The sequence below is a fragment of the Methylophilus sp. 14 genome, from assembly GCF_015354345.1.
Taxonomy (GTDB): Bacteria; Pseudomonadota; Gammaproteobacteria; order Burkholderiales; family Methylophilaceae; genus Methylophilus.
On sequence record NZ_JADKYS010000003.1, the window covers coordinates 128,138 to 145,830 of the forward strand.

The window sequence follows — 17,693 nt, forward strand, 5'->3', positions numbered from 1 at the left end:
GTCCTCTTTGGTTACTTTCTGGGGGACAAGCACCAGAAAGTGACTCGCCTAGAGGCGAAATAAATGGTTCGAGCTAATAATAAACGCATATTTAGCGATACTGAGCCAATTCAGCTTCTCTCTGCGTCTTCCCATACCCCGCCTGCACCCTCAATGCCCGGCTAATATAAGCATTGAGCCTTTTCCTCGAATCATCAATCAATGCACTATCCAAAAAAATTTGCGGATATTGATACGACAACCAGCTATATAAACTCAAATGCTGGCAAATCAGCTCCGCCTGCTCCAGGTATTGCGCCTGCTGCCCATTAAGCCAGTCCGGCATCTTCGGTAACGCCCGTGGTTGTTGTGTAGCAACGGCTTCTACACATTGCACAAAATAATCCCGCGCTGTTGGCACTTGAATCGCCAGTGGCGCGCACATCAGGCGGTATTTGTCGCGCATGCTGAGTTTGGGTGCGACGTCGTCTATGAGTAAGGCCTGTTGGTGTTGCAGTGGCGTGATTTGCCATTGCAGGCTGCTTGCGCCAGGTTGCCGTTGATATTGCGTTTGTAAATACTCCACACATTCGGCCAGTCGCCAGGTCGGTATTTTCTGGCTCAAGGCTTCAATATCGCCGCCGCCAATGGCTATCGGCAGTGCGAATAGCGGTGCAGTATCGTCCACTTGCAACATGGCTTGCAAATGCCATTGCTCGTCATCTTCTAGCACGGTGACATAGCCGGTGTCGTATAAGCCATGCCGCCCGGCGCGGCCTGCAATCTGGCGCATTTCGGTGGCATTGAGCGGACGCGGGGCGATGCCATCAAACTTATGGATATTGGCAAAAATAACCCGCCGTATTGGCAGATTGAGCCCCATGCCAATGGCATCCGTTGCGACTAATATTTGTGCCTCGCCGCCAGCAAAGCGAGCGGATTCACCACGCCGGACTTCAGGTGACAGCGCACCGTAAATAGTGGCCACACTCAAGCCCCATTGACGAATACGTGCCGCTAAGGTGAGTACATCTTTGCGGCTAAAGGCAATAATCGCATCGCCCGGCTGCAAGGCTTTATGTAATTTAGCTGCGTGGTAGCGGGCGCCGCAAATGCTGTGGTCTTCAATCAGCAGTGGCGTCATACGTTGCAGGTGGGTGAGGGTGTAAGGCTCGCCCAGCACATCCAGCACGCGGGTGCAGCTGGCAGTTACGCTGTTGGCGCCGCAGATAAACACTTGTTTGGCGGGCACGCCAATCAGGGCAGCCGTCCAGGCGCTGCCACGGTCGGGGTCCATCAGCATCTGAATTTCATCAATCACGGCAATCTCTACCGCCATGTCTGGCCGTAACATTTCAATGGTAGAGGCTGTGTGCTTGGCGCCTGGCACCATCACGCGTTCTTCGCCGGTGACCAAGTTACACGGCACACCTGCCTGCATTAATCGGTCACGCACTTCCATCGCCAGTAAACGCAATGGCGCCAGGTAGACGCCAGATTCAGCCTGGCGCAGGGTTTCCAGTGCCTGGTACGTTTTGCCGGAGTTGGTGGGGCCGACGTAGAAGTGGAGTTGGCGTTGCATCTGGCGCGCAAGGTTAAAGCGCGACAAATAATCCTGGAATGCGGCGAGAGACATAGCAGCCATTCTAGCAAAACAGGTAAAATGACGTGATGAAAATCCATCTATTACCCGACCAACTGATTTCACAAATTGCTGCCGGAGAAGTAGTTGAGCGCCCAGCCTCTGCGCTTAAAGAGTTACTGGAAAACAGTGTGGATGCAGGTAGTACGCAAATTCAAGTTGCGTTGCAGCAGGGCGGTATGAAGCTGCTTAAAGTCAGTGATGATGGGCATGGCATTGCCAAAGACGACCTGGAACTGGCGCTGACACGCCACGCCACCAGCAAGATTCAAAGCCTGGAAGACCTGGAGCAAGTCGGTAGCCTGGGCTTTAGGGGCGAGGCGTTGGCGAGTATCGCCTCAATTTCACGTACGGTGCTGACCAGCCGCCAGCAGGCCGCCAGCCATGCCTGGCAAATTGCTGCCGAGGGCACACATGGCCAAGCAATCAGTCCGGCCGCGCTGGATGCGGGCACCATCGTTGAAGTGCATGATTTGTACTTTAATACCCCGGCGCGGCGCAAGTTTCTTAAAACTGAAAACACCGAGTTTGGTCATTGCGAAGATGCGTTTACACGCGTTGCTTTGTCGCAGCCCAATGTAGGGTTTTTGTTGCAGCATAATGGCAAAGCTATTACACGTCTTGCGGCCAATACACCACAACAGCGTATTACTGATGTGCTGGGCAGCGAATTTGCCGCACAAAGCGTGTGGCTGGAAGAAGAGAGCGGCGGTTTGCGGCTGTGGGGCATGACCGCCTCGCCGACGTATCAACGCCATAGCCGCGATAGCCAATATGTATTTGTGAATGGCCGATTTGTGCGTGACAAATTGATTGCTCACGCGATTAAACAAGCCTATCAAGATGTGTTGCACGGCGACAAACATCCCGCTTTTGTGCTGTTTTTGGAGCTCGATCCGTCATTGGTCGATGTCAACGTACACCCGGCCAAAACCGAAGTGCGCTTTCGCGAATCGCAAGCCGTGCATCGATTTATCTTCCACAGCTTGCACAAAGCTCTAGGCAAAACCTCAGTCGAGATTCAGGCCAGCCAGCCTGTGCAAGCACCATTTAACCCGTTCCGGCCCGCAAATGTGCCTGCTTTCACTATGCCGCGCGAGCAGGTAGAAATGCCACTACAAAGCCGCCCGGCATTTGGTGGCAACTATCAACCGGCTGTGAATAATGGCGCGGCATTGGCGCAGCAGTTTTACGGTCAGCTTTATGGCGATTTAACCCCCACGGCGACTGCTGGAAATATTGAAGAAAGTGATTCTTCAGTCAGTTTGCAGGAAGTCGCATCTGTGATGGCAACCTCTGTCGCACCAGAAGCGCCGCAGCAATATCCCTTAGGCTTCGCGCTAGGCCAGTTGCACGGTATTTATATCCTGGCTCAGAATACACAAGGCATGGTGGTGGTGGATATGCACGCCGCGCATGAGCGCATTATGTATGAGCGCCTGAAAAACGCCCTGAGCGAACAGGCGATTGCCACGCAGCCGTTGCTTATCCCGATTAGCTTCTACGCCGAAAAGGTCGAAGTCGCCACACTGCAAAGTCTGCAAGGCAGCGATACCTTGCAACAGCTAGGGTTTGATCTCGCGACTTTATCCCCCACCACCATTGCCATCCGCGCCGTACCAACCATGCTGCAAGACGCAGATGCTGTTGCTTTGGCACGCGCCGTGTTGCGTGACTTGCATGAGTATGGCGCGAGCCGGGTATTGCTTGAGCGGCAAAATGAAGTGTTAGGCACCATGGCCTGCCATTCAGCCGTACGCGCGAATAGACAACTCACCGTCACAGAAATGAATGCGTTGCTGCGGGATATGGAAGCGACTGAGCGTAGCGGGCAATGCAACCACGGCAGACCGACCTGGTTTCAGGTGAGTTTGAATGATCTGGATAAGATGTTTATGCGGGGGCAATAACTTTAATGAATAAGTTATTACTGGGTATATTTTTCACTTTCGTTTCATTTGCTTCTCATGTCTATGCGTCTTGCGGAGAGGAAAATGGGGCTGCCTCGGTAAAGGATAGATTAGAGTACCCTCTGGAGTCCCGAAGATTAAGGGAGGAGGGGAAAACGATTTTGAAGGTATTGGTTGATAAAACGGGTCATCTAGTTGAGGTCAAAGTACATGAATCTAGCGGATTTAGTCGATTAGACGAAGTGGCTATGGAGTCAGTCAAATCTTTTTGTTTTATTCCAGCAAGAAAAGCAGGAGAACCTTTTGCTGCCTGGATTCTGGTGCCCATTACTTTTAAGTTAGATCAGTAAATCAAAGCATGATCTCTCTGCATTTTTGTTGGATTGCCCGATAGACATCATTCAGAGTCGCAATAAAAAGGCCTATGCAAAATAGGCCTTTTTATTGTCTTAACGTTACTGAATTACCCCTAGCTGTTTAAACAAGCCATACGCATCCAGCACATCCCAGTGCTCGGCCAGCTTTCCGTTCTCTATTCTGAAAATATCTACGGCATAAATACGGTAATGCTTGCCAGTGGCAGGGATGCCTAACCATTCACCTTGTTGGGTGCCAGAATAGACGCCATAGGCCCAGACTGTGTCACCTTCAGCGACCAGTTTTTCTAGTTGATAGTGCCAGTCAGGGACGGCTTTAAACCAGTCGGCAAAAAACTGTTGAAATCCACTTAAACCTTGTGGCACGAGCGGGTTGTGTTGAATATAGCCTGGCTGCATGTAGTTAGGCAGTTGGCCCAGGTCTTTTTTTACAAAAACGGCCTGGGCAAAATCTGCTAGCAGTTGTTTATTTTGTTGCGTTTGGTCTTGTGCCATGGTGAGGTTTCCTTTCGTTATCAGGGTGGTGAATAGCAAAGCGGTAAGCAGGGGTTTAAATAGCTTCATTGCGTTTCCTTTTATGGTTAAAAAATGCTTGCGTGGAAGAGGTGTTGCGCATGATAATTTCTATAGTTACTTTTAGTAAGTATGCACCTTAAAGTAACTTATGTAATTGATATTCACTGAATTGGCCTTGGATACACAGGGAGTGGCTATGCTTGAAGAGATTGAACAACCATTGCAGATTGCGCCTAGCTGGAATGCCTATCAGGCAGAGTGCCCGACGCGCTTGATGTTGAACCGCATTGCGGATAAATGGACGGTGCTGGTGTTAGGCCTGCTTGAGAATGAAACCAAACGCTTTAGTACTTTGCAGCGTGAGATCGGCGGTATTTCACAAAAGATGTTGACGCAAACATTGCGAGGATTAGAGCGTGACGGCTTGGTAGCGCGTAAAATTTACCCTTCTGTGCCACCAAAAGTGGAATATACGATTACGCCATTGGGTAACACACTGGTAGGTTTACTGGCTTCATTGCGCGTATGGTCAGAAGCGAATATTGAACAGGTACTGCTAGCGCAAAGCCATTATGATCAACTTTCGCAAGAGGCGCTTAATCAGGAGATGAGTGGCATCAGAAGAGTTCGATTCTGACCGTGGGACTAAACCGATAGTGCATCGTATAGATGGTCTACTCTAAAAAGCCTTGTTGATGACAAGGCTTTTTAGCATTTAAGCCACGCTCAAGTTACGTGCGCGACTTCTTTCAAATTAACTCATTGCAAATATTGTTAATATAAGTTAATAATAGTGGGCTTTTATTGTTAATTTGGAGAGTGAAGATGAAATTGTTTAAACATTCATACAAGCAAGGCATGGCTGCATTATTGGGCTTGGCTATGCTGGGCGGAATTGCGACCAGCGCACAGGCGGCAACTGTGTCAGAAGGCGTTACGGTGATTCCGGGCACGTATCTGTTTGATTTTGATGCGGGCTCATTAACGTCTGGCCCTGGTGCTGATGTTTGGTGGGAGCAAATTACCGCTACTAGCCGTGTATTGATGCCATATTCAACGGCACAACTTGCTTATGTGGGCCAAGTAGGCGTGGGTGGTTTGAGTTTTAATGACTTGACTGTGCATGACCTCGAGGCGCTGACTTATTCTTCTAGCGGCATTAGCGGTGGCGATGTGGGCAGTTTGTTAACGGCCAACTCCGTATTTGCAGTGAAAACTAATGAAGGTAATTACGGCAAGGTGTTAGTCACTTTCCCGTTTTTTCAGTCCTACCAGAACAACGGGTTGGGTGTGTACTGGGTGACCATGGGGCCAACCATGCCAGTGCCTGAGGCAGATACCTATAGCATGTTGCTGGCAGGTTTTGGTTTGATGGCAGCGGTTGTGCGTCGCCGTTCAGCCTGATCGCTCGCTTGTTGTGAGAAGCCCCGCTTTGTGCGGGGCTTTTTTATATATTGATTATGCGAGTAGCAAAAATACTGTGGGTTTTTTGTGCACATCCGGCAAGCTTGTTTTTTTCCAGTCGGCAATCGTTTTAGTCACAATCAATTCATCCGCTGCGGTGATATTGCAAGCCACACATAGGCGGGTCAGCGGTTGCAGGTTGGCAACCAGGTCTTCAAGCACGTGTTGGTTGCGGTAGGGCGTTTCGATAAATAACTGCGTGGCCTGCTGTTTTCTAGAATCAAACTCTATGCCTTTGATCGTTTTGATGCGTTCAGTTTTATCGCTGGGTAGATAGCCTAAGAACGTGAAGCGTTGACCGTTGAGGCCGCTCGCCATCAAACTCAGTAACAAACTGCTGGGGCCGATTAAAGGCACTAAACGTATACCTTTGTGATGGGCGACGGCGGCTAATGCGGCGCCGGGGTCAGCAATGCCAGGGCAGCCAGCTTCGCTCATCAAGCCAACATCTGTGCCTTGCTGTATGACTTTTAATAGCTGGGGCAAGTCCTTGCTGGGCGTGTCTTTGGTTAAGACAGACAACGACAAATCACGGATAGGTACCGGGTGGCCACTGGCGGCTAAAAACTGGCGGGCTGTTTTCTCGTTTTCGACAATAAAATGCCGCAAGCTGTGCATGCGTTGCACCACTTCTGCTGGTAGTACTTGTTGTGGCGTAGTGCCTTCAGCGAGAGGAACGGGGATGAAATATAAAGTACCGGCAGCCATAGCAATATCAACGAATTGTGAAAGCCGGATTATCCCATGACCGGCAAGAAAAAAGCATTCTTGTGCAAGAATGCTTTTGAAGATGATGTTACGTTGTGGCATCCATGCGGACGGGTGCCAGCTAAGGTTAATATTTCACTTGCACACGATATTTGAGTGTCACATCACTCTCGGCAGGCACATTGATTTGCCAGCTCGCCTGGTGCGCATTGGTTTTCTTGTGCGGTTGTGATTCATTGAGAATTTTCCAGTCGCCATTAATTGGCTCTTGCACTGTGACAGTGACGGCTTCTTTTTTAGCGTTGTGCAAGGTGATGGCGTAGGCACTTTCGTATAAAGGCACCAGGTTGTTGGTTTTGCTCAGGTTTTTAAAGTCGGTTTGTACGCGATCGGCCGTCACATCAAATGCATTCCCGAGTTTGAGGCGTACGGTATCGTTTTTAGGCGTATGGTCGATCTGGTCTTCACCGACAAATTGGGCGGTGCCGTCGCTGTCTTTTTTATATACGCGCATAGTGCCTTTGGGCAGCGGAATGCCCAGCTTGCTGCTTTCCTTGTTTTCAAACTCCACAAATACCTGCACCTTTTGCTTTTTCTCTATGTCGCGATATTGGCCTTGGTAATAGTAGTCCGCGCCACTGAGCACCAACTCTTTACGCGCTGGGATATGCTGTGCAGAGAGCAGGGCAACCTGTTTGGTTTGGTTCTCGGCAATGGTGGTGGTGCGTGGCAGCGTGTATAGGTGGTATTCGAGCAGGCCTTGCTCGCTAGGCATGGCAGCATCGGCTACCATGGCTTCGCTGCGCATCATCATGGTTTTGGGGCGAATCGCTTCGCGTACACGGTTAACATCGCCTGCGACCAGTTGCACCTTGGCATTAGGGTAGGCACTGCCACTGGTGTTGGTGAGCGTGACCCAGCCTGAGAGGTCAATGGCGTCTTCTTTGCTGCTGAGTTCGGCCACGTAGTCGGCTTTCCATTGCAGGCCGCCAGTGAGGTAGCTGAGCTCCAGGTTGGATTGTTCTGCTCCCTTGTATTGTACTTGCGTAGTCAGCGTGGGGCGATCTTTGAGCTGGCCGGGCACGTTAGGGTAAACAATGCGGCCAGGTATGCCGGTTTCAATACGGTTGCCGATTTTAAGCACCACGCCATCTTGTGCTGACAGCACGGTGGCGGTTTCCTGGGTCTCGGCGCCGGTGCTTGGATTGGTGCGGATAATGGTGACTTGCTGGCCTACATTTTTCTCCAGCAATTTTTGCGGTGTGAGCAGGTCAAAGTCAAAGTTCTGCTCCAGCACTTGCAGGCTGCTATTGGGCTGCAGGCTACGCAGCAACGCGGTTTCTGGCTTGATTTGTGCACTCACGTCCCTAAATGACAAGGCAGATAAACCATTGCTCAGGTTCAGTTTGCGGTTGTCTTTGACCAGTGCCAGGTCTTCGTTATAGATAGTGACAGCGACACTGGTTTGGTCGGATTGTGGGCTGACGGTAGCGGTTTCTGCCTGGGCGATGGATGTACTGCACAGTGAAACACTACCTAAAGAAAACAGCAGCAGGGAGCTGAGTCGCATGGTGATCCTCTCGTTGTTATTAAGCGCGTACGCTTGAGACCCACATAACGCAACAGCCGTTCAAAAAGTTAACACGTTATGCTCGTGGCATTGATAATACATCGACACCGGCCTGTTGCAGCATATTGACCAGTGCGATCAATGGCAAACCAATCAAGGCGTTGGGGTCGTCGCCACGCATATAGTCGAGCAGGGCAATGCCCATGCCTTCAGATTTGGCACTGCCTGCGCAGTCGTAAGGTTGCTCTAGGCGTAAATAGGTTTCAATCTGCGCTGCAGTCAGTGTTTTAAATTTAACAAAGTAAGGCGCGATGGTTGATTGCATGTGCTGGCGATGACTGTCGTACAAGCACAGGGCACTATGAAAAATGACCTCTTTGCCGCTGAGCATGGTCAATTGCTTGACGGCATTTTCGTGGTTACCAGGTTTGCCTATTTGTAAGCCATCTACCGTGGCCACCTGGTCGCAGCCAATAATCAGGGCATTGGGCTGGCTTTCGGCTACTTTGCGTGCTTTGCCTTCGGCTAACCGTAATGAGGTTTGCTCAGGGCTTTCATTGGGCAAAGGGGTTTCGTCTATCTCTGGTGAAATGCATTCAAACGGCAAATGCAGCTTTTGCAGCACTTCGCGGCGGTAACGTGAAGAAGAGGCGAGGATAAGTGGTTTGGTCATGGTTAAAAGCAAAAATCCCTGAATTGCTTCAGGGATTTCTGTTTCATCGATTATTCAGGTTGAATTTCAATCAGTGTTTCGTCCGGGGTGACGCTATCCCCTTTGGCGACATGAATCGCCACCACCGTGCCTGATTTGCTGGCCTGGATTTCGTTTTCCATTTTCATGGCTTCAATCACCAGTACGCCATCGCCTGCATTAACCTTGTCACCGACATTCACTTTTACGGTGACGATAGTGCCTGGCATCGCGGTAGTGACGCAACCAGGATGGTTAGGGCGTGGACGACCACTGGCCGCAACGGCTGCTGCTTTTTTCTTGCCGCCATTTGAGCCACCACCGCTGACTTCCATCTCGCTCAGGGTTTCGACAAACACCTCTTCTGAAATGCCATCGACCTTGACGTAGTAAGGTTTGCGCTCTTCACCGGCATGGCCGCTACCAGTCAGTTTGATATGGTAGGTTTCACCGTGCAGGGTGATGTTGAATTCGTTAGGCGCATAGCGTGCGGCAGCGGTTTGCTGCGTCACGGCTTCTTTGCTCAGCAATGGTTCAGGATTCAGCGAACCGGCATTGCGCTCTTGCAAGAAGGTCTGGCCGATATCAGGGAACATGGCGTAGGTGAGTACGTCTTGTTCGTTGTTGGCAAAACGCTCGGCTTCGGATTGCAATCTGGCCATTTCTGGTTGCAGCAGGTCAGCAGGGCGGCAAGTGATCACTTGAGCATCGCCTACGGCCTGTTTGCGTACATCTGCATTCACGGCTGCCGGGGCTTTACCATATTGGCCCAACAGATAGTTTTTCACTTCGTTGGTGATGGACTTGTAACGGCCACCGGTCAATACGTTTAATACTGCCTGCGTACCTACAATTTGTGAGGTCGGCGTGACCAATGGAGGGAAGCCCAAATCTTCACGTACACGTGGGATTTCGGCCAGCACTTCGTCCATACGGTTGAGCGCGCCTTGTTCTTTTAACTGGTTAGACAGGTTGGAGATCATGCCGCCTGGTACCTGGTTGACCAACACGCGGGTATCCACGCCGGTGAACTCACTCTCAAACTGCCAGTATTTTTTACGTACTTCTTTAAAGTAGGCGGTGATTTCCTGCAACTTGCCCAAATCCAGGCCGGTGTCGTACTCGGTGCCTTTTAATGCAGCAACCAAACTCTCTGTCGTCGGGTGGCTGGCACCTTCGGAGAATGAGGAGTTACAGGTGTCGATAATATCGACACCGTTTTCAACACTTTTGAGCATGACCATGCTGGCCAGGCCTGAGGTGGCGTGGCTATGCATATGCACGGGTACGCTGACGGCCGCTTTTAAGGCTTTGACCAGATCACCTGCCAAGGTTGGCGTAAGCAAACCGGCCATGTCTTTCACGCCTATGCTGTCGCAACCCAGGGCTTCGAGTTCTTTCGCCATGTTGACGAAGTAAGCGATGTCATGCACCGGGCTGGTGGTGAAGGACAGCGTACCAATCGCATGCTTCTTGGCTGATTTGACGGCTTCGATAGCTGTTTTCAGGTTGCGGATGTCGTTCATCGCATCAAAAATACGGAACACATCAACACCGGTGTCAGCAGCCTGTTTCACGAAGGCATGCACGACATCGTCAGAGTAATGACGATAGCCCAGCAAGTTCTGGCCACGCAACAGCATGTTGATTGGGGTATTAGGCAATGCCTTACGCAGGCTGCGCAAACGCTCCCATGGATCTTCTTTCAGAAAGCGAACGCAGGCGTCAAAGGTGGCACCGCCCCATGCTTCCAGAGACCAGAAACCAATGTCATCCAGTTTGCTGGCAATCGGCAGCATATCTTCGGTACGCATGCGCGTTGCGATCAGGGATTGGTGACCATCTCTTAAAACGAGTTCGGTGACATGTATTTTGCTCATAATCTTGTCGATCTAAATAAATATCTGCAATGCGGGTTAATCAAATGCCTTCGTGGGCAGCAATCGCGGCAGCGATCGCTGCGGCCATCAGTTCTTTTGGCAGTCCAACATCATATTCAGTCAGCTCCGGGTGTTGTTCCACAAAACTGGTGTTGAAGTCAGCCGCCCGAAAATCCGGGTGTAGCATGATTTGCTGGTAATATGGGATCGTCGTTTTAACGCCATAAACCACCATGTCGTTGAGGGCGCGGCGGCCACGCTCAATCACACTTTCCCAGTCCAGCGCCCAAACCGTCAGTTTGGCACACATGGAGTCATAATAAGGTGGAATCACATAGCCACTGTAAATCGCGGCATCCATACGTACGCCAGGACCACCCGGCGCGTAGTAACGCGTGATTTTACCAAAGCTGGGCAAAAAGTCTTTTTTCGGGTCTTCGGCATTGATCCGGTATTCCATGGCAAAGCCACGGAAGGCGATCTCACTTTGCTTATATTGCAAAGGCAAGCCAGCAGCGACGCGGATTTGTTCTTGCACAATATCCACACCGGTGATGGTTTCTGTCACGGTATGTTCCACCTGCAAACGGGTGTTCATTTCCATGAAGTAGAAGTTGTTGTCGGAGTCGAGCAGGAACTCGACAGTACCCGCATTCTCGTAACCAACCGCCTTGGCTGCTTTGACGCCCAGGCCGCCGATATACTCACGTTGTGCTTGTGTGAGTTGCGGGGAGGGAGCAATTTCAATCAGCTTCTGGTTACGGCGCTGGATGGAGCAGTCGCGCTCAAACAAGTGGATGACGTTGCCGTGGGCGTCTGCCAATACCTGCACTTCAATATGGCGCGGATGCACCACGCATTTTTCCAGGAACACTTCTGGTTTGCCAAAAGCTTTGCTAGCCTCGGAAATCACGCGGTCATAATTGCTCAATAATTCTTTTTCGCTGTCGCAACGGCGGATACCACGGCCACCACCACCATTGGTGGCTTTTAGCATGACTGGATAGCCAATCTTGTTGGCCAGGACCACGGCGGCTTCGACGGACTCCAGATTGCCATCACTGCCCGGTACGCAGGGGATGCCTGCACCTATCATGGCGTTACGGGCCTGGATTTTGTCGCCCATCTGGCGAATGACGTCTGCCTCAGGGCCAATAAACTTGATGCCGCGGCGGGCACAGACTTCGGCCAGTTCAGGATTTTCAGACAGGAAACCATAGCCTGGGTGCAAGGCATCACAGCCAGCAGCCACGGCAATATTCACTATATTATGTGCGTTCAGATAGCCTGCAACCGGGTCGGAGCCAATGTTATAGGCTTCATCGGCTTTTTTGACGTGCAAGGCATGACGGTCGGCATCGGAGTAAATGGCTACCGATTTAATGCCCATTTCCGAGCAGGCGCGCACAATACGTACCGCAATTTCACCGCGATTCGCGACTAAAATTTTCTTAAACACACATTACCCTTAAAGCAAGAAAAAAGGACAGAGTCTTGTAGCAACTCAATCGTTTATTTAGTTAGCAACTGCTTGTATTTAAAGCGCTTTGAGTTGGTTTGGTTGTGGTTTTGCATTAGCAAGACCGCCTGGGCGGATGGCCGATTATGCAAACCGGCACCATGAGTGCGCCCCTGATAAAGAGCGCCGCGTGATGCGACGTCATTATAACAACAAACCCGGGTCTTAAAAAGTAGAACGTCATTTTTGCCCCGGTTAGTCGGGTGGCTGGTCGTCAAAATAGGTCGAATTTGCTATAGTGTCATGCTTGTTTATATTTAGAGTTTTCTTTGGTTATGGCGCGATTTCAAGAGCTGGCCCGACAGCAAAAAAGTACTGAAGGTGAGTTGGGATTGTCCGCTTTGCCGCGTTTGCAAGAAGCCTTGCAGGCATTAGGTGTTGCCGATGTGGCGGCGTTGAGTGCGTTGCGTGTGCGTTATCAGTTACAGGGTTTGCCACCACGTTTTTTTAGCGAGACTGCCTTGCCTATGTTGTCCTTAGGGGTGCAGGCTGAATTGCCTTTGGTGTGCCAGCGTTGTTTTGCGCCGTTGCCGCAGGTGCTTGATTTAGAATTTGAGTTTGCCTTGTGCGATGAACCGCCAGAGGCGTTGCTTGAAGATGAGCAGGTGGATTGGCTGGAGGAAGAGGCTGAAACAACGATAGAATCCCTGGTCGAAGACGAGTTGCTGATGGCTTTGCCGATTGCGGTGATGCATGAAGAGTCGTGTGTGAGTTTGCAGCAATCGGCCGGAGAGAAGCCTAATCCGTTTGCTGCCCTCAAGCAGTTAAAGCTGGATAAGTGATCGCTGGCAGCATGGTTGTGGTGTTTAAAAGCGTTAAAAAGTAAATGAAAAGCGATATTTGCAGGATTTATTTGCAGTTGTCTCTGGAATATTTTATAATTACGGATTAGGTAGCATTTTAAGTTTATTTATAACTGCCCTTTAACTTCAATCTCTGAGGTGTGGCGGTTTGATTTTGGAGTATATAAATGGCAGTTCAGCAAAACAAAAAGACACCGTCCAAGCGTGGCATGCACCGTTCCCACGACTTTTTGACAAACCCACCATTGGCAATTGAGCCAACGACTGGCGAAGTACATTTGCGTCATCACGTGAGCCCAAACGGTTTCTACCGTGGCCGTAAAGTGATGCCAGCTAAAGGCGAATAATCGCTGCATTAAAGCGTCAAGCTTTAAAACACGCCGCGCAGTAAAATGCGCGGCGTTTGTGTATCTGGCGTAAGCCTCTACTTTTCTGGCGCAAGCTGAGCTGTTTGATAGCAATGCAGTGTCAAAAAGTAAATTTGGGAAATAACATGACAACTGGTCAACACGCGCATTCACAAGAAGTAGTGATTGCCATTGATGCCATGGGAGGAGATCACGGTCCGCATGTGACTGTGCCCGCGGCAGTGCGTATTTTGAACGAAAATCCTAATCTCAATATCATTCTGGTGGGCCTGCAAGATGCTGTAGAAGCTGAATTGAAGGCTTTGCATGTGTCACCTGGCCCGCGTTTGCGCGTGCATCATGCCAGTGAAGTGGTGCTGATGGATGAATCACCGCAAAGCGCGATGAAGAATAAAAAAGATTCTTCCATGCGCGTGGCAATCAATATGGTGAAAACTGGCGAGGCGCAAGCCTGTGTGAGCGCTGGTAACACGGGTGCCTTGATGGCGACTGCTCGTTTTGTGCTCAAAACCTTACCTGGCATCGACAGGCCAGCCATTGCGTCTACCTTGCCTTCTGAGAAGGGTAGCACGTTTATGCTCGACCTCGGTGCCAATGCGGACTGTACGCCTGAACACCTGTACCAGTTTGCCATTATGGGCGCGATGGTGGTGAGCTGTATCAGCAATAAACCCAATCCTACCGTTGGCTTGCTCAATATTGGTTCCGAAGATATTAAAGGCAATGAAGTCGCCAAGCAGGCGGCCGAATTGCTGCGTGGCAGCCATTTGAATTTTTACGGCAACGTCGAAGGCGATGATATTTTCAAAGGCACGACCGATGTGGTGGTCTGTGATGGTTTCGTCGGTAATGTGGCATTGAAAACCACAGAAGGCCTGGCGCATATGATGGGCAAGTTCCTGACGCAGGAATTCAAGCGTAACTGGTTGACCAAATTGATGGCGCTGGGGGCTTTCCCAGTATTGAAAGCATTTAAAAGACGGCTGGATCCGCGTCGTTACAATGGCGCCAGCTTTTTGGGCCTGCGCGGCATTGTTGTGAAAAGCCATGGCGGGGCGGATAGTGTCGGCTTTTACCATGCGATTCACGTGGCCATGGAAGAGGCGCAGAGCGGTATTTTAAAGCGTATTCAGGCACAGCTTGAGATTGAGCACCTGACGACTTCCGAGCAGTCTTGAACTGCATTCAGCTAGGTAATTTGACCCAATTAAGGCATAATCGTACGGATGATTAACGCACGCATCGCAGGCACTGGCAGCTATCTGCCAGCCAATATTTTAACCAACGCCGACCTGGAAAAGATGGTTGATACCACCGATGAGTGGATCTTTGCCAGGACCGGTATCAAACAGCGTCACCGGGTCACCGATGAGCGCACCAGCGACCTGGCCACGCATGCCGCCCGCAATGCCATTGAGGCGGCAGGCATTCAGGCGCAAGACATTGACCTGATCATTGTGGCCACCACCACGCCGGACAAGATTTTCCCGAGTGTTGCCACCATGGTGCAGCGCAAGCTGGGTATCAGCGGCTGTCCTGCCTTTGATGTGCAGGCTGTGTGTAGTGGCTTTGTCTATGCGCTGACCACCGCCCATCAATTTATCAAGTCCGGCCAATCCCGCAATGTGCTGGTGATTGGCGCAGATACCTTTACGCGTATCACCGACTACACAGACCGTAGCAACTGCATCTTGTGGGGCGATGGCGCCGGTGCAGTCATTCTGCAAGCCAGCGAAGCGCCTGGCGTGCTCTCTACGCATATCCATGCCGATGGCAATTACGAAACCTACCTGCATGTGCCGCGCAATGCCGATGGCCCGGACACTGTGGTGATGGAAGGCAATGCCGTGTTTAAAATGGCGGTGAATACGCTGGACCAGATTGTGGATGAGACGCTGGAAGCGAATCATATGCAAAAGTCTGACATCGACTGGCTGGTGCCGCATCAGGCCAATATCCGCATTTTGCAAGCGACCGCCAAAAAACTGGATCTGCCGATGGAAAAAGTGGTGATTACGGTGGATAGACACGGTAACACTTCAGCAGCATCCATCCCGTTAGCACTAGACACTGCGGTGCGCGACGGCCGTATCCAGCGCGGGCAGATTTTGCTCATGGAAGCCTTTGGTGGTGGATTTACCTGGGGTTCAGCGCTGGTTAAGTATTAATCGACCATATCGTTTACCTACAGGCGATGCATAGCATAGCCTGCATTTTGTTTTAGTCTTTACGCGAAAAAATTATGTCTAAATTTGCTTTCTTCTTTCCAGGCCAGGGCTCGCAGTCTGTTGGCATGATGCAAGGCTTAGAAGCCCATGCCATCGTTAAACAAACTTTTGATGAGGCTTCTACGGTATTGGGCGTCGATTTTTGGAAAATGGCGACAGAAGCCAATGACGAAATTAACCTGACCGAAAATACTCAGCCTATCATGTTGACAGCTGGTGTCGCCACCTGGCGCGTCTACCAGGCATTGGGCGGCAAGTTGCCAACCGCCATGGCTGGTCACAGCCTGGGCGAATATACCGCGCTGGTTGCAGCCGGTGCCATTTCATTCGCAGATGCGTTGCCACTGGTCAAGTTTCGTGCGCAGGTTATGCAGCAAGCCGTGCCAGAAGGTCAGGGCGCCATGGCCGCTATTTTAGGTCTGGATGATGATACGGTACGTGCCGTGTGCACCGAAGCTGCGCAAGGCCAGGTGGTGCAGGCTGTGAACTTTAACTCGCCAGGCCAGGTGGTGATTGCCGGTGACAAGGCTGCCGTAGAGCGTGGCATGGAGCTGGCCAAAGCGAAAGGTGCCAAACGTGCCTTGCCGTTGCCTGTGAGCGTGCCGTCGCACTGTGACTTGATGAAGCCTGCGGCAGATAAATTGCGTGAATATCTGCAAAATGTGGCTGTGCAAGCCCCGGTGGTACCAGTACTGCACAATGCTGATGTGGCTGCGTATAGCGATGCTGCCCAAATTAAAGACGCGCTGGTGCGCCAATTGCATAGCCCGGTACGCTGGGTAGAGACCGTACAACAATTGGCCTCACAAGAAGTATTGAGCGCTGCGGAATGTGGACCAGGCAAGGTGCTGGCTGGTTTAGCCAAACGCATTGTGGCGGACATGACTTGCGTTGCGCTCGTGAATGATGAATCTGTGCAGGCATTTGCTGCGCAATAAGGGGGATGAATATGTCAAATCAACAAGTAGCATTGGTGACCGGTGCCAGCCGTGGTATTGGGGCTGCGATTGCGCAAGCCTTGGGTAAACAAGGTGCTTTTGTGGTGGGTACGGCGACCTCGGCCAGTGGCGCAGAGGCAATCACTGCGCATTTGAAAGCCGCTGGCGTGAATGGTATTGGCCTGGCGCTGGACGTCACGCAGCCTGAGCAAATCGAAGCAGTGTTAAAGCAGATTGCTGAACAGCACGGCGAAGTTTCTATTCTGGTGAACAATGCCGGTATTACTAAAGATACCTTGTTGATGCGCATGAAGGATGAAGATTGGGATGCGGTATTAAATACCAATCTGAAGTCGGTTTTCCGTATGAGCCAGGCTGTGCTGCGCCCGATGATGAAAGCACGTCAGGGCCGCATTATCAATATTTCCAGCGTGGTTGGCCATATGGGCAACGCAGGCCAGACCAATTATGCGGCGGCTAAAGCGGGCATGACCGGTTTTACCAAATCGATGGCGCAAGAGGTTGGTAGCCGTGGTATTACGGTTAACTGTGTGGCGCCTGGCTTTATCGAAACAGACATGACTGCCGAGTTGCCAGAAGAGATTAAAGCCAAAATGCTGGAGCGCATTGCGGTAGGCCGTTTAGGCCAGGTGGATGAAATTGCGGCCACGGTGGCTTTCCTGGCATCGCCAGCAGCGGCTTACATTACTGGTGAAACCATTCATGTCAATGGCGGTATGTACTGCGCTTAATATATAGTTTCTTTGGTATTCTGGGCAAGTTTTGCTAGAATATCGGTTTACTGAACACGACACTTATCAACAAAGGGGTATTTTAGATGTCCGACATCGAACAACGCGTAAAGAAAATCGTTTGTGAACAATTAGGTGCAAACGAAGCTGACGTTAAAAACACATCATCTTTCGTAGATGATCTGGGTGCAGATTCTCTGGACACCGTAGAATTGGTGATGGCTTTGGAAGAAGAATTCGATTGCGAAATTCCTGACGACGAAGCAGAAAAAATCACAACAGTGCAGCAAGCGATTGACTACGTCAACGCAAACCTCAAGTAATTCATTGACTTCATTCTTCAATCAG

18 protein-coding genes are annotated in these 17,693 nt (G+C 50.8%); 11 read left to right on the top strand and 7 right to left on the bottom strand.

The annotated features are described in order from the left end of the window. Positions 1-91 precede the first annotated feature (91 nt). Positions 92-1,615 carry a helicase-related protein gene (locus tag INP78_RS08955; RefSeq protein ID WP_194741872.1) on the bottom strand — a complete coding sequence of 508 codons (1,524 nt, stop codon included), beginning with the start codon at positions 1,613-1,615 and terminating at the stop codon, positions 92-94. 35 nt (positions 1,616-1,650) lie between these two features. Between INP78_RS08955 and mutL the strand changes: the two genes are divergently transcribed. Next, on the top strand, positions 1,651-3,531 hold the full coding sequence (gene mutL, locus INP78_RS08960; protein WP_194742183.1) for a DNA mismatch repair endonuclease MutL: 1,881 nt from the start codon (positions 1,651-1,653) through the stop codon (positions 3,529-3,531). Between the two features lie 5 nt (positions 3,532-3,536). After that, on the top strand, positions 3,537-3,881 hold the full coding sequence (locus tag INP78_RS08965; RefSeq protein WP_194741873.1) for an energy transducer TonB: 345 nt from the start codon (positions 3,537-3,539) through the stop codon (positions 3,879-3,881). 105 nt (positions 3,882-3,986) lie between these two features. Here the strand turns inward: INP78_RS08965 and INP78_RS08970 are convergent, their stop codons facing one another. Further along, on the bottom strand, positions 3,987-4,403 hold the full coding sequence (locus tag INP78_RS08970; RefSeq protein WP_228522769.1) for an ester cyclase: 417 nt from the start codon (positions 4,401-4,403) through the stop codon (positions 3,987-3,989). A gap of 217 nt (positions 4,404-4,620) precedes the next feature. On the opposite strand from INP78_RS08970, the gene INP78_RS08975 reads away from it, so the two are divergent. Next, entirely contained in the window at positions 4,621-5,061 is a 441-nt protein-coding gene (locus tag INP78_RS08975; RefSeq protein ID WP_194741875.1) for a helix-turn-helix domain-containing protein, read from the top strand. 188 nt (positions 5,062-5,249) lie between these two features. Then, positions 5,250-5,828, top strand: a complete 579-nt coding sequence (locus INP78_RS08980) for a PEP-CTERM sorting domain-containing protein (RefSeq protein ID WP_194741876.1) — start codon at positions 5,250-5,252, stop codon at positions 5,826-5,828. Between the two features lie 54 nt (positions 5,829-5,882). Here the strand turns inward: INP78_RS08980 and INP78_RS08985 are convergent, their stop codons facing one another. From INP78_RS08985 to INP78_RS09005, 5 genes are all read right to left on the bottom strand, one after another. Next, complete coding sequence (locus tag INP78_RS08985; RefSeq protein ID WP_194741877.1) at positions 5,883-6,596, bottom strand: SAM-dependent methyltransferase; 714 nt, start codon at positions 6,594-6,596, stop codon at positions 5,883-5,885. A gap of 127 nt (positions 6,597-6,723) precedes the next feature. Then, complete coding sequence (locus INP78_RS08990; RefSeq protein WP_194741878.1) at positions 6,724-8,166, bottom strand: DUF4139 domain-containing protein; 1,443 nt, start codon at positions 8,164-8,166, stop codon at positions 6,724-6,726. A 76-nt stretch (positions 8,167-8,242) separates the two neighbouring features. Beyond that, the gene (locus INP78_RS08995) at positions 8,243-8,839 is read right to left on the bottom strand and encodes a Maf family nucleotide pyrophosphatase (protein ID WP_194741879.1); all 597 of its coding nucleotides are present in this window, start codon (positions 8,837-8,839) and stop codon (positions 8,243-8,245) included. 50 nt (positions 8,840-8,889) lie between these two features. Next, a complete protein-coding gene (oadA, locus tag INP78_RS09000; RefSeq protein ID WP_194741880.1) occupies positions 8,890-10,737 on the bottom strand; it encodes a sodium-extruding oxaloacetate decarboxylase subunit alpha in 1,848 nt (615 codons plus the stop codon). Between the two features lie 40 nt (positions 10,738-10,777). Then, entirely contained in the window at positions 10,778-12,196 is a 1,419-nt protein-coding gene (locus tag INP78_RS09005) for an acetyl-CoA carboxylase biotin carboxylase subunit (RefSeq protein ID WP_194741881.1), read from the bottom strand. Between the two features lie 335 nt (positions 12,197-12,531). Here INP78_RS09005 and INP78_RS09010 point away from each other — a divergent pair, with 335 nt between their 5' ends. The 7 genes from INP78_RS09010 (at position 12,532) to acpP (ending at position 17,668) form a co-directional block, all read left to right on the top strand. After that, positions 12,532-13,038 carry a DUF177 domain-containing protein gene (locus tag INP78_RS09010; protein ID WP_194741882.1) on the top strand — a complete coding sequence of 169 codons (507 nt, stop codon included), beginning with the start codon at positions 12,532-12,534 and terminating at the stop codon, positions 13,036-13,038. Between the two features lie 188 nt (positions 13,039-13,226). Next, on the top strand, positions 13,227-13,406 hold the full coding sequence (gene rpmF / locus INP78_RS09015; protein WP_018985326.1) for a 50S ribosomal protein L32: 180 nt from the start codon (positions 13,227-13,229) through the stop codon (positions 13,404-13,406). Between the two features lie 146 nt (positions 13,407-13,552). Next, positions 13,553-14,605 (top strand): phosphate acyltransferase PlsX, encoded by a 1,053-nt coding sequence (gene plsX / locus INP78_RS09020; protein ID WP_194741883.1) that lies wholly within the window; start codon positions 13,553-13,555, stop codon positions 14,603-14,605. Positions 14,606-14,653: 48 nt separating this feature from the next. Continuing rightward, positions 14,654-15,595 carry a beta-ketoacyl-ACP synthase III gene (locus INP78_RS09025; RefSeq protein ID WP_228522770.1) on the top strand — a complete coding sequence of 314 codons (942 nt, stop codon included), beginning with the start codon at positions 14,654-14,656 and terminating at the stop codon, positions 15,593-15,595. 74 nt (positions 15,596-15,669) lie between these two features. Continuing rightward, positions 15,670-16,593, top strand: coding sequence for an ACP S-malonyltransferase (gene fabD, locus INP78_RS09030; protein ID WP_194741884.1), 924 nt, complete (start codon positions 15,670-15,672; stop codon positions 16,591-16,593). 11 nt (positions 16,594-16,604) lie between these two features. Continuing rightward, positions 16,605-17,345 (top strand): 3-oxoacyl-ACP reductase FabG, encoded by a 741-nt coding sequence (gene fabG / locus INP78_RS09035; RefSeq protein WP_194741885.1) that lies wholly within the window; start codon positions 16,605-16,607, stop codon positions 17,343-17,345. An 86-nt stretch (positions 17,346-17,431) separates the two neighbouring features. Further along, complete coding sequence (acpP, locus tag INP78_RS09040) at positions 17,432-17,668, top strand: acyl carrier protein (RefSeq protein WP_019882196.1); 237 nt, start codon at positions 17,432-17,434, stop codon at positions 17,666-17,668. Positions 17,669-17,693 lie beyond the last annotated feature (25 nt).